Source organism: Pseudomonas sp. PDM18 (assembly GCF_014852585.1).
Lineage (GTDB): Bacteria > Pseudomonadota > Gammaproteobacteria > Pseudomonadales > Pseudomonadaceae > Pseudomonas.
The window spans coordinates 280,319-304,931 of sequence record NZ_JACVBX010000002.1 but is presented as its reverse complement, the minus strand read 5'-3'; the positions used below and the strand labels follow the sequence as shown (position 1 = coordinate 304,931).

Genomic DNA, 24,613 nt, shown 5'->3' with positions numbered 1-24,613 from the left:
CCGAGGGCTGAATCCGGACCGGCTTAGTTCACCCGGAGCAGGTCAACCGGCCTCGCGCCAACGACGGCGGGCGTGCTGGTAGGCGTCCTGGTCGCCGTAGCCCAGGCGTGTAGCGATTTCGCCGGCAGTCAGCCCCTGCAACTCGAAGTGCTGCTCCAGCTCGCCACGAACCAGATCCAGCAACTGGCGGAAGCTCAGCCCCTGCTCTTCCAGCCGCCGGCGCAAGGTCCGAGCGCTCTGGTGCAAGGCCGCGGCTTGCTCCTCCAGGCCCGGCACCCGCCCCTCGGCGAGGGCCCGGCGCATGTTCCGCGCCAGCTTCCCCGCCCAGCCACTGAGTTGCCGCTGGCGCCCCAGACGACGATCCAGCTCCTGGCAGATGATCTCGAGCATACCGGCGTGACGACCCACCAGCGGCCTGGCGAGATCCTCTTTCGCGTAGTACAGGCGATTGCCGCGACTGGCAAATTCCACCGGTACGCCGAATGCCTCGGCATACTGTGCGTGATAGGCAGGGCGCGGATGGCTGAACTCCACGCGCGACGGTTTGATCACGCAGCCGGTAGCCTCGCGCATCACGGTGAGGCTCATGACGAAATAGTGCTCGACGGTGAAACGGGCGAGATCCACCGGGGCATCGATCATCACCTCCACCCCGGCACCCTGGTCGTCCTCGACGTAATCGAGCGTGTCCATGTCCGACGCCAGCCGCCCGTATCGCGCCCAGAGCTGCAGGGCCTCGCCAACAGTGGCGCAGTAGCCGGCGGAGATCGCCAGGATGTGGCGGTCCTGCGCCGTGAACTGCCCGAACAGGTGCAATCCGATGGCGGGGTCATGCTGCTGCGCCTCGGCCAGCAGCTCTTCCAGGGCAACCATGCTGTAGTCGCCCTCGCGATGCCGGCGCATGCCCAGCAGGTAACGCTCCAGTACCTGCCCCAGCGAGCCGCGATGGTAACGCTGAGGATTGGCCACTTCTCGGGGATTTCTGTCCATTTCACGCCTGACGCGGGCCGAGCCCTTGTTTTCTTATTGTGCTTGCTGCGCCCCGAGGGGCAACCAAGAAGCTAACAAGAAGAGAGTGCCATGAACTCTGAACTGCTCGCCAATAATCCAACCCCCGTGGTGGTCGCCATTTTCGTTGCCTTCATCCTGCTGGAAATGGCCTGCGCCCGCTTCCGTCAGCCCGCCTCCCGGCGCCGCGATGCCATGGTGGAAATCTTCGGCTCGGGCATCCTGCTGCTGATCACCTTCCCGCTGATCCTGTTCACCACCAATCACCTGCTGGGCCACTTCGCCCCGCAATGGCAGGGCCAACTGGCGGACCTGCCGTGGTACGCCGCCCTCGGACTGTTCCTGGTGCTCGACGACATGACCCAGTACTGGTGGCACCGCCTGACCCACCGCGTCCCCTTCCTCTACGCCCTGCACCGCGCGCACCATTCGGCGCCGTACATGAGCATCCGCATCGTCTATCGCAACAACAGCTTCTACTACCTGCTGATGCCCGGCATCTGGCTGACCAGCGCGCTGGTCTACCTCGGGCTGGCCAACTTCTATTACGGCTACCTGATCGTGAAGATGCTGGTGATCTTCGGCGCGCACAGCAGCGTCGCCTGGGACGACAAGCTCTATCGCATCCGCGCACTGCGCCCGCTGATGTGGCTGCTGGAGCGGACCATCTCCACGCCCTCCACCCATTCGGCGCACCACGGCCTGAACGCAGAGGACGGCGTGACGAACTACAAGGGCAACTTCGGCAACCTGCTGTTCTTCTGGGACGTGCTGTTCGGCACCGCGAAGATCACCCGCCGCCGTCCCCCGGCCTATGGCATCGAGGACATGCATCCGGTGAGCTGGCAACAGGAAGTGTTCTGGCCGCTGGTGCGTAATGCCCAGCCACAGTCGCAAACAAAAGAAGTACCGGAGATCGCCCGATGAACCTGAACGTCACCCTGATCGCCGGCTCCAGCCAGGCATCCAGCCAATCCTCCAAGGTGGCCCGCTACCTGGCTGCGCGCCTGCAGGCGCTGGAAATCTGCAGCACTGCCAACATCGTCGACCTCGGCCGAACTCCGCTGCCGCTGTGGCCGGCATCGATCGAAGACCAGGCCTGGGTGGAGCAGACCGGGCAACTGCAGCGCGCCGATGCTCTGGTGGTGATATCCCCCGAATGGCACGGCATGGCCTGCCCGGCGCTGAAGAACCTGTTCCTCTACGCCGGCTACGCCGAACTGGCGCACAAGCCGGCGCTACTGGTGGGCGTATCGGCGGGCCTGGGCGGTTCCTACCCGCTCTCCGAGTTGCGCGCCTCCAGCTACAAGAACTCGCGCATCTGCTACCTGCCCGAGCAACTGGTCATCCGCCAGGTCGACCAGGTCCTGAACGCCTCCGACCCCACCGGTGAAGACGACCTGCGCATCCGCCGCCGGGCCGACTGGGCGCTGCGGGTGCTGGGCGAATATGGCCACAGCATGAAAGGCCTGCGCGAGCGCATCGAGCTGGAGCACAGCGACTTCCACAACGGCATGTAGGGGCTCGGGGAATGTCCGCTCCGGTTCGGTAGCGACCAAAGAACAAGGCGCTGAACCGTGTGGCAACGAACCTGCAACGGTTAAAGAAGGTCACGAGCAAGATCAGCCAGTCGCACTGGGCGGTAACTCCTACGGGTACGATCCTTCGGGTTTGCGTTCATCCTCGCTGACCAGCTCCCGCAATGTATCGAGAAACAGCTTGATCACCGGCGAGTCGTCATCCGCACGATAGGTGGCATACAGAGGCACTTCCGGCAGAGCGGGTACCAGACGTCGAAATACCAGCCCCGCCGGCGCCATCGGCTCGATGGACGCCGGCAGCAGTGCCACACCGAAACCAGCCCGCACCAGGCTCAGCAAGGTTTGCACCTCGATGACCTGCTGGCGGATCTGGGGGGTGAACCCGGCCTTGATGCAGCACTGAAAGAGGAAGTCGGCAAAGCGCGATTGCTTGAGCTCCAGCGCCACGAAAGGCTCCTGCGCCAGATCCGCCGGCGCCACGCTGTCGCTCCGGGCTAACGGATGGTCGGCCGGCATGACCACGCGGATCGGTTCGTAGAGCAGCAGTTCATTACGCAACTGCGGATCGTCGTAACCGACCCGGAACACGCAGGCATCAATGCGCTTTTCCTTCAACGCCTTGACCTGTGCCGCGGGGGTCATTTCATGCAGGCGCCAGGTCACCTGAGGGTAGCGCTCGCGGAAGAGGTGCAGGGCCCGTGGCAGCACACCGATCATCACCGAACTGATCATGCCGATTTCCAGCTCGCCGACCTGCCCCCGGCCGGTCTGGCGAGTCAGGGCCAGCGCGCGCTCCAGCTGTTCGAACACCAGTGGCACCTGCTCCTTGAGCATCTGTCCGGCCGCCGTCAGCTCGACCCGATGGTGGCTGCGTTCGAACAGCGGTGTCCCCAGCTCCTCTTCCAGCAGTCGGATCTGCTGGCTCAGCGGCGGCTGGCAGATGTGCAGCCGCTCGGCAGCCCGGCCGAAGTGCAACTCATCAGCCAGGGCCATGAAGTACCGCAGCAGGCGCAGGTCCATGGCGGCTACCCCAGGGTCAGTGGCGTCGAGCGCTGGCGCACGCCGGTCAGGCTGAACAGGGCATTGGCGATGGCCGGAGCCACCGACGGGCTGCCCAGCTCACCAACGCCGCCGGGCTTGCCCGGCTCGCCGTCCAGCACCAGGATGTCCACGGCCGGCATGTCCGACATGCGGGTCACCCGGTAGTCGTGGAAGTTGCTCTGCACCACCCGCCCCTGCTTGATGTCCATGCGGTCGAACAGCGCGTGGCCGAGGCCCCACATCAGGCCACCATAGATCTGTTCCTCGACGCCTCCTGGCGACACCGCCAGACCGCAATCGACCACGCAGGTGAGCTTGTCGACGCTGATGGCACTGTCCTTTCGGGAAAGCCTGGCGATCACCGCAATGAAGCTGGTGTACCCCTGGTTGGTGGCGACGCCCAATGCCGTTCCTTCTGGCAAAGGCTGGCCCCAGCCGGCGCGCTCAGCGGCCTGTTTGAGCACTGCGACGTGACGGGGCCGTTCGTGCATGTTGGCCAGGCGAAACGCCAGCGGGTCCAGCCCCGCCTCATGGGCCAGTTCGTCCATGAAGCTTTCCACGGCGAACACGTTGGGGATGAAGCTCACCGAGCGATACCAGCCGCTGGGCACCCCGCTTTCATGCCGGACCCACGCTAGGTCCAGATTCGCCGGGCGATAGGCGAAATCCCACGCGGTAATGGCTTCGGTGGTGCTGTAGTCCATGTGGTCCGGGCGCTCGAAATAGCCAGGCTCCCACTGCTCCGGCGAGGCCGGCGATACCGCATTGAGCTGCAAGGCGGTCAGTTGCCCCTTGGCGTCCAGAGAGCCCTTGGCGCGGTGCAAGGTGGCCGGGTGCATGAACAGCGCGCGCATTTCGTCTTCGCGGCTGTTCATCAGCTTGACCGGCACCCCGGCCTGTTGCGCCAGATAGGCCACCTCGAACAGCCAGTACTTGGACTCACGCGCGCCGAAACTGCCGCCGGACACCAGCTCGTGGATAGTGACCTTGTCCTTGCCGATCCCGCACACTTTTTCCGCGGCCTCCAGCGCCGACGACGGCACCTGTACCCCGCCCCAGTAGCTGATGGCGTTGTCCGATACCTGGGCGGTGATGCACACCGGCTCCAGCGGGTTCTGCACCTTGTAAGGCATGCGATAGTCAACCTCGAGCAACTTCGCGGCTTTCGGCCATTGCGCCGTGACATCCCCCGCCGCCAGTGCGGTAACCCGTTGTGCGGCCTTGTCGCCAACGGCCGCTGCCTGCGCGGCCGCCAGCTGATCGCTATCGAAAGCGCCCAGGGGCGAATCGCTCCATTGCACCTGCAACAACTCGCGCCCCTGATGGGCAGCCCAATAGTTGTCGGCAAGGACAGCGACGCCCTCCTGGTTGCCCCCCAGCACATCGGGCCGGCCTGGAATCGCGATGACCTTGCGCACGCCCGGCACCTGCAGCGTCGCGCTGGAGTCGAGCTTCAGTACCCTGGCGCCGATCACCGGCGCGCGCTGGACCACCGCCACCAGCATCTGCGGCAGCGTCACGTCGATGCTGTAGGTGAAGCGCCCGCAGACCTTGGCCGCCGCATCCCGCTTGTGGCGCAACTTGCCGATGTACTTGAACTGCCGCGGATCCGTCAGCGTGACCTTGGCCGGCGCCGGCAGTTGCGCGGCGAGCCCCGCTACCTCACCGTAACCACAGCTGCGCTGACTGGAGGCGTGCAGCACCCGACCGTCTTCAGTGGTGCAGCTCTCGGGAGTGACCTTCCACCGCTTGGCAGCCGCCGCGATCAACAGCGCGCGGGCTGTCGCGCCTGCCGTGCGCAAGCGCTCGTACTCCAGCGAAACGCTGGTGCTGCCGCCCGTGGAATAGACCTTCCAGATCGGGTGAATGTAGGCCTCGAAGAATGGATTTTCCGGCGTGATCACCTGCACCATCATCGGGTTGACGTCCAGCTCTTCCGCCACGCATGCAGCCAGCGCGGTCTGGGTGCCGGTGCCGGAATCGTGCTTGTGCACCACCAGTTTCACCGTGCCGTCGGGCAGTACCCGCACCCAGGCATTTGGCTCGAAATCACCGCCTGGAGCCGGGCCGTTGGCCTGCGTCGCTGCCGCGTCAGAGGGAAGATAGAACGCAATCGCCAGGCCGGAAGCGACGGTGGCCGCCTGCTTGAGAAAACGCCGGCGCGACGGCTCGACAGTCCCGTCATCGACAAGTCTCATCACGCCTCCTTCGGCGCGGACGCCGCACGCTTGATGGCCTTGTTGATCCGCCCGTAGGTGCCGCAGCGGCACAGGTTGCCGGACATGGCGTTGCGGATCGAGTCATCGGTCACCACCGCCCCGGTGCTGAGCAGCGCGGCGGCGGACATGATCTGGCCGGATTGACAGTAACCGCATTGCGGAACATCTTCGGCAACCCAGGCCAACTGCAGCGGATGCTGCCCATTGGGCGACAAGCCTTCGATGGTGGTGATGCGGTGCCCCGCGACGGCGGCAACCGGCAGCTGGCACGAACGCACCGCGATGCCATCCAGGTGCACGGTACAGGCGCCGCACAGGCCCATGCCGCAACCGAACTTGGTGCCGGTCAGTTTCAGGTGGTCTCGCAACACCCACAACAGCGGCATGGACGGTGACGCCTCTGCCAGCTCGTGTCGTTCGCCGTTTACCGTTAACTCGATCATTGTCAGGCTCCAGGAGAGCGGCCCGTCTTTGCGCGGGCCTGGTGACCGAATAGTGGTAACCCGGGAAAATTCGGGCCAGCAACGATTTCTGCCATCGTGTGTAAGCAGGACTAACAGCATGTACAAGCGATACCCGTCGGTGCAGTCCATGAGTGCTTTCATCCAGGCCGCCCGCAGCGGCAGCTTCTCCAGCGCTGCGCGCAAGCTCGACCTCACCCACAGCGCGATCAGCCAGCAGATCCGCAGCCTCGAAGACTTCGTCGGGCAGGCGCTGTTCGTGCGCGAAGGAGGCGGCAGCAAGTTGACCGACGCCGGCCAGTTGTTCGCCAGCGTCCTGAGCGACGGCCTGGCGCAGATCGACCGGGCGCTGTCATCGGTCAAGAACCGCCGGGTAGCGCAACGACTGACGCTGGATGTGGACAGCGAACTGGCCCAGAGCTGGCTCAATCCACGGCTCCCCGAATTGCTCGATGCGCTGCCCGAGCATGAGGTGGCGCTGCTGTCGATGCCACGCACCGAGCGCGTTTCCTTCGAGCGGGTGGACCTGGCGTTGCGCTACGGCTACGGCGACTGGGAGGACTGCGAGATGACGCAGCTCTGCGGTGACCGGGTGGTGGCAGTGGCCTCTCCGGCGTTGCTGGAGCGCCATGGTTTACAGGTCCCGCTCACCCCGGAGCAGGTACTGGAACTGCCGCTGCTGGGGTACACGCGCCGCTCGTGGATTCCATGGCTGGATTCGGTCGGGATGGCGCCGATCGAGCCGGGCGCACGGATGGTCTTCGACAATGCAGCGAACCTCATCGCAGCGGCCGAAGCCGGGGTCGGCGCAGGGTTGGTGCGCGGCCTGCTCGCGGCGGACGCCTTACGCGCAGGGCGTCTGGTGGAACTGAACGAGGCGGAGATTCCAGCGCATTACAACCTGTACGCGGTATGGCCGCCAGGACAGGCGGAACGGGTAGCGCCGGTGGTGGAATTGATCAAGCGGATGGCTGCGCGAACGCAGGGCTGAACCCGCCGCGCACAGGCCGGTGGCAGGCGCAACGCCACACCGGCGAACGGCCATATCGAGCACGTATCAACTCCTCGCCCAATTAATATTGTACGAACCTTCTGCCCCCTTCCAATACTGCCCACCAAGCAGCCAGCGTCCCAGAGCGGATGCGACCGGGCGAGGGAATGCGCGAGCCTGTCGCGCATAGAAACGGCCGATTATCCGGGACGTGGTTGCTGCGAACCGCAAGGTTCCCTTCCCCGCTATCAGGAGATCGACTTCAATGATCATCGATATCAGCTGCTATCCAACTGACCAGGTCGACCTGGCCTGGAGGCATGACGGCGACCCGTTCACCGGCGAGCGTCTGCTGGAGATGATGGATGGCCCGTACGTGGTCAACGGCAAACCTCGCCGCATCGACAAAGCCTTCATCCAGCCGCCGCAAGGCAACACCATCTACACCTGGACCGACGGCGAACTCAGCGGTCGCGAATCCATCGACGCCTACATGGCCTACACCCTGAAGATGGTCCAGACCTACCCGGACCGCTTCATCGGCTGCTTCGTCTACAACCCGCGCTGCGGCGTGGAGAACGGCGTCGAAGCGATCGAGCGCTATGTCAGGGAACATGGTTTCAAGATGGTCCAGATGCAGGCCAACATGCACGCCTATCGCCCCGACCGCGCACTGGACTGGGTGCGCCCGGCCTTCGAGAAGTGCGCCGAGTTGGGCATCCCGGTCAAGCTGCACACCGGCGACGGGCCCTACAGCATCCCATCGGAATGGGTTCCGATGATCAAGGAATTCCCCAACGTCAACTTCATCATGGCCCACTTCGGCGTGCAGACCGGCGGGGTCTATGTGTTCGAGCCGATGCAATGGGCGATGGAACTGCCCAACGTCTACTGCGAGTCGGGCTGGTGCCTGCAATCGCGGATCGTCGAATTCGCCAAGGTCCTGCCGACGCACAAGATCCTCTTCGGCACCGACACTCCGCCGAACGAGCCGGGCATGTGGCTACGCCTGCTGGAAGTGCTCTGCCATGAGCCGCCCCAGGGCCTGAACCTCGACGAGGACACCCTCGAGGAATACCTGGGCAACAACACCGCGCGAATGATCGGGCTTGAGCCGACTCCGCCGCCGCGTTCCGTTTCCGAAGCCGAGGCGCAACTCAAGCGCACTGTCACGACTCAACTGGCCAGGAGCTGAACCCATGATCATCGATACCCATCTGCACCCCACCAATCTGGTCGATGAGGCCTGGCGCCACACCGGCGAACCCTTCACTGGCGAGCGCATGCTCAAGCTGATGGACGGCCCGTACATGATCAACGGCAAACCGCGCCGCATCGACATGGGCTTCATCCAGCCGCCGCCGGGCAACACCGGCTACCGCGACGGCAACCGCCGGGGCCGCGAGGGCGTGCGCGACTACATGTCCTATGTCGCCGAACTCTGCGTGAAGTACCCGGACCGCTTCATCGGCAACTTCACTTTCAACCCGCGCTGGGGCCCGGAAAACGGTGCGGCGGAGCTGGAATTCCACGTCAAGGAATACGGCTTCAAGATGCTCAAGCTGCACGCCAACATGCACGGTTATCGCCCGGACCGCGCACTCGACTGGCTACGTCCGGCAATGAAGGTCTGCGCCAAGTACAACATCGTGGTGCTGATCCACACCGGCGACGGGCCCTACACCATCCCGACGATGTTTTACCCAATCATCCGCGAGTTCCCGATGGTCAATTTCATCATCGGCCACTTCGGCATCCAGACTGGCGGCAACTACTCGTTCGAGGCGTTCTGGATGGCCATGGACACGCCGAACGTGTACTGCGAGTCCGGCTGGTGCTTCCAGTCGCGGATCGTCGAGTTCGCCAAAGACCTGCCACGCCACAAGATCGTGTTCGGCACCGACTCGCCGCCGAACGAGCCGGGCATGTGGCTGCGGGAACTGGAAGTGCTGTGCTCACCGGCACCCCAGGGCCTGGGCATCGACGAGGACCACCTCGAGGACTACCTGGGCAACAACATCGCCCGGCTGTGCGGCATCGAGCCGACACCGCCACCCAGGAACCTGGTCGAGGCAGACGCCCGTCTGCGCAAGACCTACCTGTAACACAGCGGGACTTCCAGGCGCACAGATGAACCGGTGTTCGATCGGGCAGGCCACTGGCCTTTCGATCGAACGTCGCCCTCGGCCCTGCGCGCCTGTTTTTTTCCAGGAGGTGAAAGCATGCCTGTCTCCACCCTCGGCGATACCCAGGATTTCCACGATTTCATCGACAGCTATCGCCGGCAGTATCCGGACGATGTACTCACCATCGAGTCCCCCCTTTCCGCCGACCAGGAGGTCACCGCCCTGGTCGATGCCCTGGCCGCGCAGGGCCGCGACCCGCTGCTGATCTGCGAGAAGGTCGGCTCGCTCGGCGTCCCGGTGATCACCAACCTGTTCGCCTCCAGGACCCGCATCGCACGGATCTTCGGCGTCACCCCGGCGCAGCTGCACGAAACCTTCCAAAGCCGCGCCAACCAACCGATCCCGCCGCGCCATGTGGAAACCGGCCCGGTGCTTGACGAGGTATTCGAGGGCGAAGCGCTGGACCTGGCACTACTGCCGATGCTCAAGCATTTCGACAGCGACCGCGGGCCGTACATCACCAACGCGATCATCATCGCCGAGGACCCGGTCACCGGCATCGCCAACATGAGCTACCACCGCTCGATGCGCCACGCCCGGCAGACCCTCGCCACCAGCCTGCACTCTCGTGGCCACCTGTGGCGCATGCTGCAAAGCGCCCGCGAGCGCGGCGAAGAACTGCACGTGGCCATGGTGGTCGGCGCACACCCGTTGTTCATGCTGGCTGCCGCCGCCCGGCTACCGTTCGGCAGTGACGAGCGCGCCGTGGCCGGCGGACTGTTCGGCGCACCGCTGGAACTGGTCAGGACCCCGCGTTATGGCATCGGCGTGCCGGCTTACGCCGAGTTCGTCCTGGAAGGTGCCATAGACCCGGCCGGGTATGCCGAAGAAGGCCCGTTCGGCGAGTTCAGCGGGTACTCCTCGGACCGCTCGACCAACAACGTCCTGCGGGTCGACACCCTGATGCGCCGCAAGGACGCCTGGCTGGTGGACGTGGTTGGCGGCCGCTACGCCGAACACCTGACCCTGGCGCGGCTGCCACGGGAAGCCGAGATGAGCGAGAAACTCAAGGCACGCTTCCCCTCCGTCACCGCCGTGCATTACCCCAACTCCGGCACCCACTTCCATTGCTACGTGGCGCTGGACCAGAGCCGCGATGGCGAAGCGCGGCAGATCATGCTCGCCCTGCTGGGCTGGGACCCGTACCTGAAGACCGTGATCGCAGTGGACGGTGACATCGACATCACCGATGACAGCCAGGTGCTCTGGGCGCTGGCCACGCACTTCCAGCCCCACCAGGACATCTTCGTCGTCGACGGCCTGCCTGGCAGCCCACTGGACCCCTCCTCCTCGGTCAACGGCACCACGTCGCGGATGGGCCTGGATGCCACCCGGGGTTCGGGATTCGACGGCATCAGGGCGCAACTGGACCAGGACGTCGTCGAGCGTGCCCGTGATCTTCTCAAGAGCCTTCAGTCATGAATCGCCAGCGGATGGTGGTCGGCATCAGCGGCGCGTCGGGCTTTATCTACGGCGTGCGGCTGCTGGAATTGCTCGCCGAGCTGGACATCGAAAGCCACCTGGTGATCAGCCGTGCCGCGCTGCTGACCATGGCCCACGAAACCGACTACAAACTGACGGACGTCACTACGCTGGCCAGCCACTACCACCGCGCCGACGACGTGGCCGCCGGAATCGCCAGCGGCTCGTTCCGCTGCCTGGGCATGGTAGTCGCGCCGTGCTCCATGCGTACCCTGGCGGAAATCGCGACCGGTACCTCCACCGGCCTGATCGGCCGTGCCGCCGACGTCACCCTCAAGGAGCGCCGGACGCTGGTGCTGATGGCCCGGGAAACACCGCTGACCCTGGCCCACCTGCGCAACATGACTGCCGTCACAGAGATGGGCGGCATCATCGCCCCGCCGGTACCGGCCTTCTATGCCCGCCCGCACTCCCTTTCGCAAATGGTCGATCACAGCCTCGGCCGTGTCCTCGACCTGTTCGGCCTCGACGCCGGAACCGCGCTGCGCTGGGGCGAACCCGGCCCGGCGTCCACCGGCCATTTTTCGCAATCGAAGGAGCCCGCATGAACAGCCCACTCCAGCAACCGACTCCGAACCGCAAGATTCCGGTGACCATCCTCACCGGCTTCCTCGGCGCCGGCAAAACCACGCTACTCAACTACATCCTCAAGGAAAACCATGGTCGCAGGATTGCCGTGATCGAAAACGAGTTCGGCGAAGTCGGCATCGACGGCGACCTGGTGCTCAGCTCCGAGACCGAAGAAATCTACGAGATGGTCAACGGCTGCGTGTGCTGCACCGCGGAGGTTCGCGAGGACCTGGTGCGTATCGTCCGCGAGCTGGTGGCGCGCCCCGTGCGGCTCGATCACATCCTCATCGAAACCAGCGGCCTGGCCGACCCGTACCCGGTGGCACAGAGCTTCTTCATCAACGACCCGATTTCCGAGGAAGTGGAACTGGACGCCATCGTGGCCATGGTCGACGCCAAGCACATCACCCAGCACCTGGAGGACCTGCAGCTCGACGGCGCGGACAATCAGGCCGTGGACCAGATCGTCTGTGCCGACCGGATCGTCATCAACAAGATCGATCTGGTCAGCGCTGTCGAGGTGGAGAGCCTGAGCGAAAAGATTCGCGGCCTGAATGCCACGGCGGACCTGGTGACCTCCAGCTATGCGGCGATCGACCTGACGAAGATCCTCGGAGTCGGTGCGTTCGAATCAACCCAGAAACTGATGGAAATCGGCTCTGACCACGATCACCACGCCGAAGAACATCATCACGACCACGACGATCTGGCGCATGACCACGATCCCAGTGTGTCTTCCGTCGGCATCGCCGTGGATGGCGCGGTGAACCTGGGCGCCTTCCACCGCTGGATCAGCGAGCTGCGCGTCCAGCAGGCCGACAACCTCTACCGCATGAAAGGCGTGCTGGCGGTCAAGGACCAGGATCAGCGCTACGTGCTGCAGGGCGTGCACAGCCTCGTCGAGTTCCGCGCCTCCACCTCATGGGGCACGGAACCACGCTCCAGCAAGATCGTGTTCATCGGCCGCGACCTGGACCGCGCGGCGTTGAACCAAGGATTCGCGGCCTGTCTGGCCGGCTGAGAAAAAGCATCGGCGCCGGTGGATGGCGGCTCCGGGCACGCAGAACGAATACCCCTCTCAACCCAATAAAAACAGCAAGAGGTGATTCCCCATGTCGTCAGCCGTCTCCACCGTCCACCCCGTCGACCAGGTATTACCGGTCCGGCAAATGCTCACCCTCGGCCTGCAGCACATGGCCGTCTCGTACATCGGCGCCATCGCCGTGCCGCTGATCGTAGCCAGCGCCTTGAAGATGTCCGAAGCCGATACCGTGGTGCTGATCAGCACCACGCTATTCTGCTCCGGCATCGCCACCCTGCTGCAGACCGTCGGCTTCTGGAAGTTCGGGGTGCGCCTGCCGATCCTCCAGGGCGTGGCGTTCAGCAGCGTCGGCCCGGTCATCGCCATCGGCAGCGACCCGCTGGTTGGGTTTACCGGTGTGTGTGGAGCCGTGATCGGCGCGGGAATCTTCACCCTGCTCGCCGCACCACTCGTGGGCCGATTGCGCCGGTACTTTCCACCGGTGGTCACCGGTTGCATCGTCACGGTGATCGGCCTGCAACTGTTCCCGATCGCCTACGAGTGGATCGGCGGTGGCCGCCACGCCAGTGATTTCGGCGCACCGGCCTATCTTGCCGTCTCCGTGGTGGTACTGGCGACCATCCTGCTGGTCAACCGCTACGGCACGCCAATGCTGCGCAACATGGCGGTGCTGCTCGGCATGCTGGTAGGCGCGGGGCTGGCGTACAGCCTGGGCATGGGTAGCTTCCACAGCGTACAGGAAGCGCCCTGGCTCACCCTGCCCTACCCCTTCCACTTCGGCCTGCCGACCTTCAGCCTGATTCCGATTGCGACCATGGTGGTGGTGATGATCGTGCAGATGGTCGAGTCCATGGGGCTGTTCGTGGCCATCGGCGACATCACCGAAAAACCGGTGGCCGAGAAACAGGTGATCAGCGGGCTGCGAGCCAACGGCCTGGCAAGCACCATTGCCGGAATGTTCGCAGCGTTCCCGTTCATTGCCTTCATGGAGAACGTCGGACTGGTGATTCTCACCGGTGTGCGCAGTCGCTGGGTAGTGGCAATCAGCGGGCTGATGATGTGCTCTGTGGCGCTGGTGCCCAAGGCCGGAGCGATCATCGCGTCGATGCCCACCGCCGCCCTCGGCGGCGCCGGGATCGCCATGTTCGGCGTGGTCGCTGCGGCCGGCATTCAGACCCTGGCCAAGGTCGATTACGAGCGCAATCGCTACAACATCCTGATCGTCGGCTTCACCATCGTCGCCGCCCTGGTGCCGGTGATGGCGCCGGCCCTGTTCAAGCAGTTGCCCGAGTGGTCGCAGCCTTTCCTGCACAGCAGCGTGGTGATCGCCTGCCTGGTGTCGGTGCTGCTCAACGCGACGCTCAACGGCGTCAGCGCTCCCGACAGTACGGCCAGCAAGTCCGCCTCCCACACCCTCTGACTGGAGAAGCCCATGACTCGACTTCAGAACACCCTGATCAAGAACCCGCAGGCGGTGATGACCGGCCTGCACGGGCCACTCGCCCGGGCCGGCCACGTCGACATCCGCATCGTCGACGGCCGCATCGCCGAAATGGCGGAGGGCCTGACGGCTCACCCCGGTGAACGCGTCATCGACGCACGTGGCTCAGTGGTGTACCCGGGCTGGATCAACACGCACCATCACCTGTTCCAGAACCTGCTCAAGGCGGTGCCGGCGGGCATGAACCAGGACCTTCAAGGCTGGCTGGCCAGCGTGCCCTATCCCCGCCTCAACCTCTTCACCCCGAAGCTGGCGCGGATCGCCGCGCGCCTGGGCATGGCCGAGCTGCTTTTGTCCGGGGTGACGACGTGCGCCGATCACCATTACCTCTACCATGCCAACGGCACCACCGAGACCGGCGACCTGCTGTTCGACATGGCCGAAGCATTCGGCATGCGCTTCGTCCTGTGCCGGGGCGGGGCGCTGGAGTCGGCCAGCGCGCATCCGGGCTTCTCGAAAACGGCACTGCAACCGGAGTCACTGGAACAGATGGTCGGCGACATCGAGCGACTCAAATCGCTGTACCACCAGGACACCCCGGATGCGATGCGCCGGGTGGTAGTGGCACCGACCACGCCGACCTTCTCGCTACCGCCGACACTGCTACGCGAGCTGGCCCACTCCGCACGCGGCCTCGGCCTGCGCCTGCACACTCACCTTTCGGAGACGCAGAACTACGTCAACTTCTGCCGCGAAAAATACAACTGCCTGCCCGTGGAGTTCGTCGCCGAACACGAATGGCTCGGCCCTGACGTATGGTTCGCCCATGCGGTCCATATGCAGCCGGGGGAAATCCGCATGCTCGCGCAAACGGGCACCGGCATCTCGCACTGCCCGGTTAGCAACGCACGGTTGGGCAGCGGTATCGCACCGGTGCCGCAGATGTACGAGGCCGGGGTGCCAATCTCCCTCGGGGTCGACGGCGTGGCCTCGAACGAGTCCGGCAGCATGGTCGCTGAAGCGCATGCCGCCTGGCTGATCCATCGCGCGGAGCAAGGCGCGGCAGCCACCACGGTCGAAGACGTGATCCATTGGGGAACGGCCGGCGGGGCCAGGGTGCTGGGGCTGGACTCGGTCGGCACACTGCAAATAGGACAGGCAGCTGACCTGGTCATCTACAGCCTGGATCATCCGCGCTTCTTCGGCTTCCACGACACCGCGCTGGCGCCGGTGGCCGCCGGCGAGCCGATCAGCGTGCGCTACAGCATGGTCGGCGGCCGGATGGTGGTCGACGACGGCGTGATTCCAGGGCTGGACCTGGAACGCATGCGCGCCGAAGCCTGGGACGGCGTACGGCAGCTGATACAGGTCGACGACTGATCCACCGGCTGCCTTCAGACCGGCCCTCACTTCCCCACTGGACAACTCGACAGGCGCGGCCAGCCGCGCCGTGCCGGGAGACGCGCGCCCTGCGCAAAAGCCCCACCGGGAAAAGAACCAGGAATCCCCCGTGTCAACGGCGGATGACTCACGGGATACAGAAGATGCAGAAACCTACCTTGCCCGCCTGCCACGCCCTTGCCGTCGGCGTACTGTCCTTGACCGCGGTCGTTGCTGCCCAGGCAGCCGAGTGGAGCGACAGCTCTTTCAGCTACCTGTACGGCACCCGCTTTGCCGAGCCGGGCATCGATGATTCGATCACCAAGAACATCGTCGAATTCACCTATGTCGATGGATATCAGTACGGCGGCAACTTCCTCGACGTACAGGCGCTGTTTTCCGATAGCAAGGACCCGGCTGAAGGCAGCGACGACGGCGCCACAGAATTCTACGTGGTATACCGCCATCAGCTGTCACTCAACAAGATTTCCGACCGGGACTTCAAGTGGGGCCCCGTGCGCGACTGGTCGCTGTCGGCCGGGCTCGACTGGAACACCAAGAACACCGCTTTCGCGCCGGAAAAACGCATGTTCGTCGTCGGCCCGACCCTCAACTTCGACGTGCCGGGCTTCTGGGACCTGAGCCTGATGTACCGCACCGAGAAGAACCACAATGGCCTGCCCTTCGCCCGCGAGCACGATATCCGCTTCGACGATACGTACTATGTGGAAACCGCCTGGGACACCCCGTTCCAGCTCGGCTCGGTATCACTCAAATTCAGGGGTTTCGCCAACTTCGTCCCGCCCAAGGGCAAGGACAGCTTTGGCAACGACACCGTGAGCGAGACGCTGGTACACGCGGCTGTGCTGGTAGACGTGGGCGAGCTGACGTTCGGCAGGAAGAACACGCTCTTCGCCGGGGTGGGTTACGAATACTGGAAGAACAAGTTCGGCAACAACTCCGCCAACACGCCCGGCACCGAGGCCAATACGCCGTTCCTGAACCTGGAATGGCATCTGTGAGAGGCGATGACAGTATTCGGGGGACCGCTTCGGGTCAGCAATTGCCGGAGGCGAGCGCCGACCCGAGGTCGGCGCGGTGACACGGAGCGTCAGATTTCTTCCGGGTTACTGGCGAGTCCGCCAGTCAGTAGTCTGCTCGAACGCATGGGCCGTACGGTAGATATCCGCCTCGGCGAAATGTCGACCGACCAGTTGAAGACCTATCGGGAGACCATCATGACTGGCGCAGGGAATCGACATGGCAGGATGACCGGTAGCGTCGAAGCCACAGGTATTTCCCAGCATCTCGAACGCGCGGGCCAACACTTCAGCCAGCGGTGCGTCCGGGGCCGGCAACGGTGTGGCGCGAACTGGCAGGGTCGGCATCAACAGCAGATCGTAGCTGCTCAACAGGCCGTCATAGTCAGCGCGCAGGCGGCGAGCGAGATTTTGCGCCTTTGCGTAAAAGCGGCCTCGATAGTTTCGATTGGCGTACTCCCCCAGGATGAAGGTCATCTTCACAGTGTCCGGAAGGTCATCGGCGCGATCACGCCAGCGAGCGTGGTGTTCCATCATTCCGGTCAGGTAAAGGCCGCGCCAATTGAAGCCGTGGCTGTTGCCTTTCATCATCTGCTCGGAGGCTCCTTCGGCCGCTATCGCCAGCCAGATCGCCGGCCCCTGGCTGTGAGCAGGCAATGAAACGTCCTCGACCGTGGCACCCAAAGCGCGGAACACATCCGCCGCCTGGCGTACGGCCTCATCTACGAAGGGCTCGGAGTTGGCGTGGGCAAAGCCTTCGCGCAGGACGCCGATGCGCATGCCGACAACACCGCGACCCAGCGCATCCAGATAGCCGCCAGCGGGGGCCAGCGCATTCTGCCTGGGGTCCAGGCCATCCGGACCAGCCAGCACTTCCAGCATAAGGGCATTGTCGCGCACGCTGGCCGTAATCGGCCCCAGGTGGTCCAGTGTCGATTCGATAGGCATCGCGCCGGTATAAGGCACCAGCCCATGCGTGGGCTTCATGCCGTACACGCCGCAGTAGGCCGCCGGGATGCGCACGGACCCACCCTGATCGCTGCCGATGGCCATGTCGACCTCACCCGCGGCGACCAGCGCTGCGGAGCCCGAGGACGAACCGCCCGCCGAATAGCCCTGGCGCCGCGGATTATGTACCGGGCCGCTGGCCGCCGTGTGCGACCCACCGGAGAAGCACAGCGCTTCACAGACAGCCTTGCCGGTGATGGTCGCCCCGGCATCCAGGAGCCGGCTGACCACGGTGGCATCGATCTCCGGGACGTAGCCATCGAGCGTGAAGGTGCCGTTGAGCATGGGCAGGCCGGCCACAGCGACGTTGTCCTTGATCACGACGCGCTTGCCCAGCAGAGGCCCTTCCGCGTTCCCTGGAATGAGCGCCTTGCATTGCCAGGCGCCCAGTCGCTTTTCATCCGCCGAGGGCACGCGCAGGTCCTTGCGGGGATAGCGCACGGGCGGCAGATAGTCAGGGAGACTATCGAGCAGGTCATATGCGTCGAAGTTTGCCTGAAGCAAATCCTGATATTCGTTGAGTTGCGATGGACTGAATGTCATGCCGAGGCTCTTGGCGATCTCGCCAAGCTCAGCGGAATCCGGTCTGCGTATGGCCATGTTGATGTCTCACTCTGCAGAGAAGAAAACGGGGGCGACGAGGGGCTGATATTCCGGGAAGACCTCGCCGCCCCCAAAAGCTGTTCGTCAGGCCAGGAGCAGGTAGCCGCCGAACAGGTCGACCACCACCGTGCCTGCGTCCGCCGCATCGCCCCACAGTTCCTGGGTGGTGAATTGGACGTGGTAGGTCGGCTCCAGCGGGCTGTCCCGCCCGTGGCCGACGGCGTCAGGGAATGGCCACGAATGGCGGGTGCGGTGCAGCACCACGCCACGCTTGCCGCGCACATAACCGGGCATGCGGATATGTCCGGAGACGCGCTCGTCGCGGACCACCACCTCGTCGCCAACCTGGAACGGCCGGCGCGGCGGGTTTGCCTCGCGCCCGGGGCCCATCGGCAACGCCAGCGGATAGCTCCCGCCGGCCAGCTGCGCCAGGTGCTCCTGGCTGAGCAGGCCCTTCTCGACGAACAGCGAGGCGACACCGATGACGATGCGATCGTAGTAGCCGGAGGACAGGTAATGCCGTGGCTCCATCCGCTCGATGGCGTGCCGCAGCTCATCGACGTTGAACAGCCCGAGCTCACCCGCGCCCAGGAACAGCAGGCTATAGCCCAGGTGCTCCCAGTCCTCGTGGAAGACGGGTTTGTAGCTCAGCGAATTGGCCACATGGGCGACCGGCCCGAAACCTTGCAGGCCGCCAAGATCATGAATGCCGTCCATGTTCAGCTCACCTCCTTCGTCGAATCGCTGGCTGCGGGCACTTCCGGGCGAGCAATGCCGATCAGCACATCCTTGGTCACCAGAGCGGCGAGTTCTTCCTCGCTCCAGCCTTCGGTGCCTTCCGGGCGCACCGGCAGCACCATGTAGCGAGTCTCGGCTGTGGTGTCCCAGACCCGGATAGCGACTGACTCGGGCAGGTCCAGCCCCATCTCGCGCAGTACGCTGCGGGATTCACGCACGACCCGCGCGCGGTATTCGAAGCTCTTGTACCAGTCCGGCGGCAGCCCCAGGACGGGCCAGGCGGTACAGGAGCAGAGCGTGCAGACGATGACGTTCTGCAGGGTCGGCGTATTTTCCAGGGCGACGATGTACTCGCCCTGCACCCCGGTGTAGCCGAACTGGTCGCAGGCTGCGGTGCCGTCGCGCAGAAGCAGCTCGCGATAATCCGGGTCAACCCAGGCACGGGCCACCACCCGCGCGCCGTTGGCGGGATCGAAGTCGTTCTCCATGACCTGCGTGAAGTTTTCGACATAGCCTTCAGGCACCACGCCTTTTTCTTCCAGGGCGTGCTTGAGGGCGAACGCGCGGTCGGCAGCGGTGCCTGCAGAGATGTTTGCTTTTTGATTCATGTCTGTCTCCTCGTGACTGGCCGCTCAGATGCCACGCATCAACCCGGTTCCGGGATGGCAGTTGAGGTATTCGTAGCGCTGGTCCTGAGCCCGCAGCACGCTGACTTCGTGGTAGCCCTTCCACTTGAGTTCACCCTGCAGCGACTGGACCATCCGCAGGAAGGTACCGAAGATCTCGATGTGCGTGGGATGGGACTCGGACCAGCGTTCCAGATGGGACATGGAGCGCCAGTGGCTGACGGAGAAGCTCTTTTCCTGGGGCTGCCCGTTGGCATCGATGTGCCGCAGGTAGCGGTTGCTGTAGCAGCCCACCGGCTGTCCCTGATCGCGCAGGAAGTCCATGCCGGCGCGCAGGACCGGTTCCATCTCGCCCAGATACAGCTCGCGCTCGCGACCTTGGGTCTCGCTCCAGTCCTGCCCGGAGCGGATCACCACCAGGTTTTCGTGACCGCTGACGCTGACCATGTCCGATGCATGGCTGAAGGCGAGCTTGCCCGACGGCGTCATGGCGTCCGTTTGCGAAATAGGGATGCGGTCGCGCATCGATCCCCAGTAACCGTGCTCCTGGATCTCATTGCTGCGCGAGCCCATCGCCAGCCCCACGCCTTCCATGCCCTCGGGCATGGCATACAAGGTCTCGAAGCGCTCGACGCCGGGCGTGATGACTTCGCGGAAGAACCCCAGACCGCTGCTTGCATCGAGGCGCGAAGGCCACGCCGCGCCATTGCGCTCGTCCGCTTTCCAGCGCTCGAAGGCCGCAGGATCATCCCAGTAGGCGATGGCGATCAGGTTGTCGTAGCCATCCGAATCCCGGTAATGGGCGAGATCGTGATAGCGCGGACCGTCAACCTGCTTCAGGCTCTCCACGATCATGCGCAGCGCGGAGCAGGCCGCACCGAGCTGGCTTTCGCCCTTGCTCTGCACGCCGATGTACGCCATGACATAACGGGTGATCGCGGCATCGGCGCGGCCGACCCAGGCCGGGAACGGAGGGGTGTAGTCGTCGTCGACGCGGCGCGCGCGCGAACGGGGGCAAAGCAGATGCTTGTCGATTGCTGATTCCATGGAAGCCTCACAGTTTTTTGTTGTAGGTCGCCGGCAAACCGGCGGTGGTGCGAGTGGGTCGATGCTGTGTCTGAAGACGGAGTGCCAGAAGACACGGCGTCAGAAGATGTGCGCGTAGCGCAGGTTCAGGCGGAAGTCTTCGCGCGGCCCGTTCTCCACCGCGAGGTCGCGCCCCAGCTGCAGCTGCAGCTGGTCCTTGGGGGTGACGAAATGGCTGGCGGTCACGCGGATGTTGGTCGTGCGCTGGCGGTCATCCCGATCCACACCGTCCACGCGGGTCTCCCCGCCCCACAGCTGGCCGATTCCAAGACCGAGGCTGGTTGCCTGGTCCGGCATGTAGCGGCCCATGAGTTGGGCGCTGTAGGAGGTCTTCTGCTCCAGCTTGAGCGACGCCGGGCCGTAGTCGTCGTTGTTGGCGTACCAGATGACATCGCCGATCAGGTCGACGGCCCACTTGTCACTGAAGTGCTTGATGTAGGCACTCTGGAAATCGACCTTCCAGCGGTTCTCCCCCAGATTCAGCGCATCGTTCTTGTCATAGCTGCCCGTGGGCGCGAAGAGATAGGCGTTGACGCTGAAGACATCGCGAGCATCGTTGAGCAGCACCTTGATCGGTGCGGTAAGGATGAGATCGCCCGTGCCGCTGGTATCCCCCAGCGGCGATGCGTCGCCGTTGCCCGACAGATGGCCGAACGGCAACAGCACCTGCGGATCGATGGTGACCTTGTCGCTGAGCTGGTAGACGTGCAGCAGACGCAGGATGCCGACGTCGGAGGTGATGTTGAAATCCGAGCTGACGGAATGGCCGTCGCTACGTAACGCATTGGTCGTCGCGTGTTGGTAATAGACCAGACCGATGGTTGCACCCGCTGGGTACTGCTCGTAGTCACCCGGCGCCACCTCCACCGCCAGGGAGGAGAACGACACGCCGATCAGGATCAACCCCGCGAGAGCGGAGCGTTTCAGTTCGCAAAACAGGGATCTTGTTGTTTTCATGGTTTTGCCTTGAGCCGGAGCCCCGAAGGGCATTGAAATGCATGACCGTCCTGATTACCCGCCCCTGTTCGAGGATGGCGGTCCGACGCTCTGGCCTGTCTGCCAGGTCTTCCTTGTCACGGCTCAAGCATGAAACTCAAAGCGACGCCCTTCTTGGCTGAAGCGGAACAACAACTTTGTTCGAACGGCCCTTGCGTCCGGTTTGCTGGCGGGCAGCCGATTGCTGTTGTATGAAGGAATCAAGGGCGCGACAGCCCGATAGACGAAACCTTCGAGTCGGCCTTTGCGAGCGAAGGCAACGACGGATTCATCCTGAAAAGTAATGAACAACAGGGGTGCATCGACGATGGACAACAATCAAGGGGCTGAGCCGGCGCCATCGCCTGAGCTCTGGTCCAGTGACCGCATCGAACTGGCAACGCTCAGCAACTCATTCCAGGATCGGGTCGACTACTGGCGGGAAATGATCCTGCGGCTGTTCGCCGATGTCGAAATCGGCGCCCTTCCCAATCCGGCGTTCTTCGGCCGCGTGCGCTCACAGAAGTGCGAGCTGCTGCGCGTCAGCGACGTCGGCGCTTCGGCACAGGCCGTCAACCGCCGACACCTGCACCCCCGCTGTCGCGAGGAAGACAAGTACTTCGCCGTGTTGATGCTCGAAGGCAGCGAGTGCCTTGAGCAAGGCGACAGCCGGGCGAAGATCGAGCCCGGCGAGCTTTCGATCTACGACGCCACCCGCCCCCACCACCTCAGTTTCGACAGTGACTGGCGGCAGATCATCGTCAGCGTCCCGCGGGCCAGCCTCAATCAACTGGTGGTGGACATGGAGAGCCGGACGGCTACACGCGTCTCGCTCGACAACCCGACGGGGCGAGTGCTTCGCTCCTTCCTCGAAACGCTGAGCACGCAGATTGGAGAGTTCACACCGCAGGAGATGGCCAGACTGTCGGAGTCGGCCACCCACCTCATCGCCCTGACACTGGGCAACCTGCAGAACCTCGCCCCCGATCACTCTCGCTCACAGATGCTGACGCTCACGCGAGTGAAGATCTTCATCAGCGACAACCTCCGGGACCCCGCACTGAGCGCGCAGCAGATCGCCTGTGCGACCGGCCTCTCCGCTCGTTATATCGGCAAGTTGTTCGAACGCGAGGGAAGCTCCCTGATGCGATACGTCCTGCGTCGTCGCCTGGAACGCTGCGGAGCCGAGCTGCGGAGTCCGCTCTGCTCAACACTGCGCATCTCTGAAGTCGCCTTTCGGTGGGGCTTCAATGACATGTCACATTTCAGTCGGGTTTTCCGCGACTTTTATGGTTGTAGCCCCAAGGAATGGCGCGCAGTACAGCTGCCATCGTTCGCAGCGAATACACTCTCTAGATAGGCCAAAGAAGCGTCGAGCGATGCACCTTTGTTTGCCAAGCTCCGCGAGCTCTGGGTCAGAGGCGGCCGCTCAAGTTCAACTGGGCTTGCGTCTTACATATGGAAATTCGTATATTCGCTTTTCCATATGTAAGGTGACGCCATGATCACTCCACCCGAAGTCTTCAAGAGCCTGGCCGACGAGACCCGCGCTCGCGCCACCCTGCTCATCGCCAGTCTGGGCGAGCTCTGCGTCTGCGAGCTGATGTGCGCGCTGGACGACAGCCAGCCGAAGATCAGCCGCCACCTGGCGCAGTTGCGCAGCAGCGGCCTGCTGCTGGATCGCCGCCAGGGCCAGTGGGTGTATTACCGCCTCAACCCCGAGCTGCCTGGCTGGGTGCACGAGATGCTGCAGGTCACCCTGCTGGCCAACGCGCAATGGTTGGCCGACAACACCCTCCGCCTGCAGAACATGGACGGCCGCCCCGTCCGTGATGCCGCTTGCTGCTGATCCCTTCGAGCGAGTCCTCCATGCTGGTCGCCGTTGCTGTCTTCGTCTTCACCCTCGTTCTGGTCATCTGGCAACCCAAGGGCCTTGGCGTGGGTTGGAGCGCCGCGTTGGGAACGATCATCGCCCTGGCCGCCGGCGCGGTTTCACTGCACGACATCCCGACCGTGTGGGCCATCGTCTGGAACGCCACGGCCACTTTCATCGCCGTCATCATCATCAGCCTGTTGCTGGATGAGGCCGGGTTCTTCGAGTGGGCCGCGTTGCACGTGGCGCGTTGGGCGAATGGCAGCGGCAACCGACTGTTTGCCTTCTGCATACTGCTCGGCGCTGCTGTCTCGGCGCTGTTCGCCAACGATGGCGCGGCGCTGGTTCTCACCCCCATCGTCATGTCGATGCTGCTCGCGCTGCGCTTCTCTCCCGCCACGACCCTGGCCTTCGTCATGGCTGCCGGCTTCATCGCCGATACCGCCAGCCTGCCGCTGGTGGTCTCCAACCTGGTGAACATCGTCTCGGCTGACTACTTCGGCCTGGGCTTCGCCGAGTACGCCTCGGTGATGGTGCCGGTGAACCTTGCGAGTATCGCCGCCACCCTGCTGGTGCTGTTCCTGTTCTACCGTCGCGACATCCCGAGGCAGTACGCGCTCGATGCGCTGAAGGAGCCAAAGGCGGCGATCCACGATCGCGCTACCTTCATCGTCGGCTGGTGGATGTTGCTGGTGCTGCTGGTCGGCCTGTTCGCCCTGGAGCCGCTGGGCATCCCGGTCAGTGCCGTGGCCGCCGTCTGCGCGGCCATCCTGTTTGCCGTCGCCGCTCGCGGGCACCGCATCTCTACCCGTCGCGTACTGCGCGATGCGCCCTGGCAGGTGGTGATCTTCTCCCTCGGCATGTACCTGGTGGTGTACGGCTTGAAGAACGCCGGCCTCACGGACTTTCTCACCCACTTGTTCGACCGTCTCGCCGAACAGGGGTTGTGGAGCGCCGCCATCGGCACCGGCCTGCTCTCGGCGCTGCTTTCGTCGGTGATGAACAACATGCCCAGCGTGCTGGTCGGCGCCCTGTCGATCCAGGGCAGCAGCGCGGAAGGCCTGGTGCGCGAGGCGATGATCTACGCCAACGTCATCGGCTGCGACCTCGGCCCGAAGATCACCCCTATCGGCAGCCTCGCCACGCTGCTCTGGCTGCATGTGCTGGAGCGCAAGGGCATGCGCATCACCTGGGGTTACTACTTCAAGGTCGGCGTCCTGCTGACCCTGCCCGTCCTGCTGATCACCCTTTCGGCCCTGGCGCTGCGCCTGAGCCTCTGAAGTCCGCGTCAAGCGGAGGAGA

At 64.2% G+C, this 24,613-nt stretch carries 23 protein-coding genes; 14 read left to right on the top strand and 9 right to left on the bottom strand.

Translation table 11 applies throughout. The annotated features are described in order from the left end of the window. Positions 1 to 42 precede the first annotated feature (42 nt). Complete coding sequence (locus IB274_RS06265) at positions 43 to 990, bottom strand: AraC family transcriptional regulator ligand-binding domain-containing protein (protein ID WP_192431160.1); 948 nt, start codon at positions 988 to 990, stop codon at positions 43 to 45. Between the two features lie 90 nt (positions 991 to 1,080). Between IB274_RS06265 and IB274_RS06260 the strand changes: the two genes are divergently transcribed. Together IB274_RS06260 and IB274_RS06255 are read left to right on the top strand one after the other, a co-directional pair. Continuing rightward, positions 1,081 to 1,935: a sterol desaturase family protein gene (locus IB274_RS06260; protein WP_192431159.1), complete on the top strand. Its 855-nt coding sequence runs from the start codon at positions 1,081 to 1,083 to the stop codon at positions 1,933 to 1,935. Next, positions 1,932 to 2,528, top strand: a complete 597-nt coding sequence (locus IB274_RS06255; protein WP_192431158.1) for an NADPH-dependent FMN reductase — start codon at positions 1,932 to 1,934, stop codon at positions 2,526 to 2,528. Before IB274_RS06260 ends, IB274_RS06255 begins: the two co-directional genes overlap by 4 nt. Positions 2,529 to 2,657: 129 nt before the next feature. On the opposite strand, the gene IB274_RS06250 is transcribed toward IB274_RS06255, so the two are convergent. The 3 genes from IB274_RS06250 to IB274_RS06240 are packed head-to-tail and all read right to left on the bottom strand — an operon-like array spanning position 2,658 to position 6,252. Then, a complete protein-coding gene (locus IB274_RS06250) occupies positions 2,658 to 3,569 on the bottom strand; it encodes a LysR substrate-binding domain-containing protein (protein WP_192431157.1) in 912 nt (303 codons plus the stop codon). 5 nt (positions 3,570 to 3,574) lie between these two features. Beyond that, entirely contained in the window at positions 3,575 to 5,788 is a 2,214-nt protein-coding gene (locus tag IB274_RS06245) for a xanthine dehydrogenase family protein molybdopterin-binding subunit (protein WP_192431156.1), read from the bottom strand. Beyond that, positions 5,788 to 6,252 carry a (2Fe-2S)-binding protein gene (locus IB274_RS06240; protein WP_192431155.1) on the bottom strand — a complete coding sequence of 155 codons (465 nt, stop codon included), beginning with the start codon at positions 6,250 to 6,252 and terminating at the stop codon, positions 5,788 to 5,790. Before IB274_RS06240 ends, IB274_RS06245 begins: the two co-directional genes overlap by 1 nt. 118 nt (positions 6,253 to 6,370) lie before the next feature. On the opposite strand from IB274_RS06240, the gene IB274_RS06235 reads away from it, so the two are divergent. The 9 genes from IB274_RS06235 to IB274_RS06195 all read left to right on the top strand — a co-directional run bounded on the left by IB274_RS06235 (position 6,371) and on the right by IB274_RS06195 (position 16,384). Next, entirely contained in the window at positions 6,371 to 7,261 is an 891-nt protein-coding gene (locus tag IB274_RS06235) for a LysR substrate-binding domain-containing protein (RefSeq protein ID WP_192431154.1), read from the top strand. Positions 7,262 to 7,526: 265 nt separating this feature from the next. Continuing rightward, entirely contained in the window at positions 7,527 to 8,456 is a 930-nt protein-coding gene (locus IB274_RS06230; RefSeq protein ID WP_192431153.1) for an amidohydrolase family protein, read from the top strand. Positions 8,457 to 8,460: 4 nt separating this feature from the next. Beyond that, on the top strand, positions 8,461 to 9,366 hold the full coding sequence (locus tag IB274_RS06225; RefSeq protein WP_192431152.1) for an amidohydrolase family protein: 906 nt from the start codon (positions 8,461 to 8,463) through the stop codon (positions 9,364 to 9,366). Between the two features lie 117 nt (positions 9,367 to 9,483). Next, positions 9,484 to 10,869 (top strand): UbiD family decarboxylase, encoded by a 1,386-nt coding sequence (locus IB274_RS06220; protein ID WP_192431151.1) that lies wholly within the window; start codon positions 9,484 to 9,486, stop codon positions 10,867 to 10,869. Further along, positions 10,866 to 11,477: a UbiX family flavin prenyltransferase gene (locus tag IB274_RS06215; protein WP_192431150.1), complete on the top strand. Its 612-nt coding sequence runs from the start codon at positions 10,866 to 10,868 to the stop codon at positions 11,475 to 11,477. The genes IB274_RS06220 and IB274_RS06215 overlap by 4 nt, the downstream gene beginning before the upstream one ends. Next, complete coding sequence (locus tag IB274_RS06210) at positions 11,474 to 12,520, top strand: CobW family GTP-binding protein (protein ID WP_192431149.1); 1,047 nt, start codon at positions 11,474 to 11,476, stop codon at positions 12,518 to 12,520. Before IB274_RS06215 ends, IB274_RS06210 begins: the two co-directional genes overlap by 4 nt. 91 nt (positions 12,521 to 12,611) lie before the next feature. Beyond that, positions 12,612 to 13,961 (top strand): nucleobase:cation symporter-2 family protein, encoded by a 1,350-nt coding sequence (locus IB274_RS06205; RefSeq protein WP_192431148.1) that lies wholly within the window; start codon positions 12,612 to 12,614, stop codon positions 13,959 to 13,961. A gap of 12 nt (positions 13,962 to 13,973) precedes the next feature. Beyond that, positions 13,974 to 15,362, top strand: a complete 1,389-nt coding sequence (locus IB274_RS06200; RefSeq protein WP_192431147.1) for an amidohydrolase family protein — start codon at positions 13,974 to 13,976, stop codon at positions 15,360 to 15,362. A 164-nt stretch (positions 15,363 to 15,526) separates the two neighbouring features. Beyond that, positions 15,527 to 16,384 carry a hypothetical protein gene (locus IB274_RS06195; protein ID WP_192431146.1) on the top strand — a complete coding sequence of 286 codons (858 nt, stop codon included), beginning with the start codon at positions 15,527 to 15,529 and terminating at the stop codon, positions 16,382 to 16,384. A gap of 105 nt (positions 16,385 to 16,489) precedes the next feature. On the opposite strand, the gene IB274_RS06190 is transcribed toward IB274_RS06195, so the two are convergent. From IB274_RS06190 to IB274_RS06170, 5 genes are all read right to left on the bottom strand, one after another. Then, positions 16,490 to 18,010, bottom strand: coding sequence for an amidase (locus tag IB274_RS06190; RefSeq protein WP_192431145.1), 1,521 nt, complete (start codon positions 18,008 to 18,010; stop codon positions 16,490 to 16,492). A gap of 87 nt (positions 18,011 to 18,097) precedes the next feature. Continuing rightward, the gene (gene nthB, locus IB274_RS06185) at positions 18,098 to 18,730 is read right to left on the bottom strand and encodes a nitrile hydratase subunit beta (RefSeq protein WP_192431144.1); all 633 of its coding nucleotides are present in this window, start codon (positions 18,728 to 18,730) and stop codon (positions 18,098 to 18,100) included. 2 nt (positions 18,731 to 18,732) lie between these two features. After that, complete coding sequence (gene nthA, locus IB274_RS06180; RefSeq protein ID WP_192431143.1) at positions 18,733 to 19,359, bottom strand: nitrile hydratase subunit alpha; 627 nt, start codon at positions 19,357 to 19,359, stop codon at positions 18,733 to 18,735. Positions 19,360 to 19,383: 24 nt separating this feature from the next. After that, the gene (locus tag IB274_RS06175; RefSeq protein ID WP_192431142.1) at positions 19,384 to 20,424 is read right to left on the bottom strand and encodes a phenylacetaldoxime dehydratase family protein; all 1,041 of its coding nucleotides are present in this window, start codon (positions 20,422 to 20,424) and stop codon (positions 19,384 to 19,386) included. Between the two features lie 99 nt (positions 20,425 to 20,523). Beyond that, on the bottom strand, positions 20,524 to 21,390 hold the full coding sequence (locus tag IB274_RS06170) for a transporter (protein ID WP_412548413.1): 867 nt from the start codon (positions 21,388 to 21,390) through the stop codon (positions 20,524 to 20,526). 376 nt (positions 21,391 to 21,766) lie between these two features. On the opposite strand from IB274_RS06170, the gene IB274_RS06165 reads away from it, so the two are divergent. The 3 genes from IB274_RS06165 to IB274_RS06155 all read left to right on the top strand — a co-directional run bounded on the left by IB274_RS06165 (position 21,767) and on the right by IB274_RS06155 (position 24,591). Beyond that, complete coding sequence (locus IB274_RS06165; protein WP_225614702.1) at positions 21,767 to 22,798, top strand: helix-turn-helix domain-containing protein; 1,032 nt, start codon at positions 21,767 to 21,769, stop codon at positions 22,796 to 22,798. 141 nt (positions 22,799 to 22,939) lie between these two features. After that, positions 22,940 to 23,287: a metalloregulator ArsR/SmtB family transcription factor gene (locus tag IB274_RS06160; RefSeq protein WP_192431140.1), complete on the top strand. Its 348-nt coding sequence runs from the start codon at positions 22,940 to 22,942 to the stop codon at positions 23,285 to 23,287. 20 nt (positions 23,288 to 23,307) lie between these two features. Further along, positions 23,308 to 24,591 carry an arsenic transporter gene (locus tag IB274_RS06155; protein ID WP_192431139.1) on the top strand — a complete coding sequence of 428 codons (1,284 nt, stop codon included), beginning with the start codon at positions 23,308 to 23,310 and terminating at the stop codon, positions 24,589 to 24,591. The last annotated feature ends 22 nt before the right edge of the window (positions 24,592 to 24,613 follow it).

Coding starts and splice junctions, on each gene's coding strand:
- IB274_RS06265 (WP_192431160.1), bottom strand. CDS start 990: ATGGACAGAAATCCCCGAGAAGTGGCCAATCCTCAGCGTTACCATCGC.
- IB274_RS06190 (WP_192431145.1), bottom strand. CDS start 18,010: ATGGCCATACGCAGACCGGATTCCGCTGAGCTTGGCGAGATCGCCAAG.
- IB274_RS06225 (WP_192431152.1), top strand. CDS start 8,461: ATGATCATCGATACCCATCTGCACCCCACCAATCTGGTCGATGAGGCC.
- IB274_RS06250 (WP_192431157.1), bottom strand. CDS start 3,569: ATGGACCTGCGCCTGCTGCGGTACTTCATGGCCCTGGCTGATGAGTTG.
- IB274_RS06205 (WP_192431148.1), top strand. CDS start 12,612: ATGTCGTCAGCCGTCTCCACCGTCCACCCCGTCGACCAGGTATTACCG.
- IB274_RS06220 (WP_192431151.1), top strand. CDS start 9,484: ATGCCTGTCTCCACCCTCGGCGATACCCAGGATTTCCACGATTTCATC.
- IB274_RS06215 (WP_192431150.1), top strand. CDS start 10,866: ATGAATCGCCAGCGGATGGTGGTCGGCATCAGCGGCGCGTCGGGCTTT.
- IB274_RS06195 (WP_192431146.1), top strand. CDS start 15,527: ATGCAGAAACCTACCTTGCCCGCCTGCCACGCCCTTGCCGTCGGCGTA.
- nthA (WP_192431143.1), bottom strand. CDS start 19,359: ATGAATCAAAAAGCAAACATCTCTGCAGGCACCGCTGCCGACCGCGCG.
- IB274_RS06200 (WP_192431147.1), top strand. CDS start 13,974: ATGACTCGACTTCAGAACACCCTGATCAAGAACCCGCAGGCGGTGATG.
- IB274_RS06240 (WP_192431155.1), bottom strand. CDS start 6,252: ATGATCGAGTTAACGGTAAACGGCGAACGACACGAGCTGGCAGAGGCG.
- IB274_RS06165 (WP_225614702.1), top strand. CDS start 21,767: ATGGACAACAATCAAGGGGCTGAGCCGGCGCCATCGCCTGAGCTCTGG.
- IB274_RS06160 (WP_192431140.1), top strand. CDS start 22,940: ATGATCACTCCACCCGAAGTCTTCAAGAGCCTGGCCGACGAGACCCGC.
- nthB (WP_192431144.1), bottom strand. CDS start 18,730: ATGGACGGCATTCATGATCTTGGCGGCCTGCAAGGTTTCGGGCCGGTC.
- IB274_RS06235 (WP_192431154.1), top strand. CDS start 6,371: ATGTACAAGCGATACCCGTCGGTGCAGTCCATGAGTGCTTTCATCCAG.
- IB274_RS06245 (WP_192431156.1), bottom strand. CDS start 5,788: ATGAGACTTGTCGATGACGGGACTGTCGAGCCGTCGCGCCGGCGTTTT.
- IB274_RS06175 (WP_192431142.1), bottom strand. CDS start 20,424: ATGGAATCAGCAATCGACAAGCATCTGCTTTGCCCCCGTTCGCGCGCG.
- IB274_RS06255 (WP_192431158.1), top strand. CDS start 1,932: ATGAACCTGAACGTCACCCTGATCGCCGGCTCCAGCCAGGCATCCAGC.
- IB274_RS06210 (WP_192431149.1), top strand. CDS start 11,474: ATGAACAGCCCACTCCAGCAACCGACTCCGAACCGCAAGATTCCGGTG.
- IB274_RS06155 (WP_192431139.1), top strand. CDS start 23,308: ATGCTGGTCGCCGTTGCTGTCTTCGTCTTCACCCTCGTTCTGGTCATC.
- IB274_RS06230 (WP_192431153.1), top strand. CDS start 7,527: ATGATCATCGATATCAGCTGCTATCCAACTGACCAGGTCGACCTGGCC.
- IB274_RS06260 (WP_192431159.1), top strand. CDS start 1,081: ATGAACTCTGAACTGCTCGCCAATAATCCAACCCCCGTGGTGGTCGCC.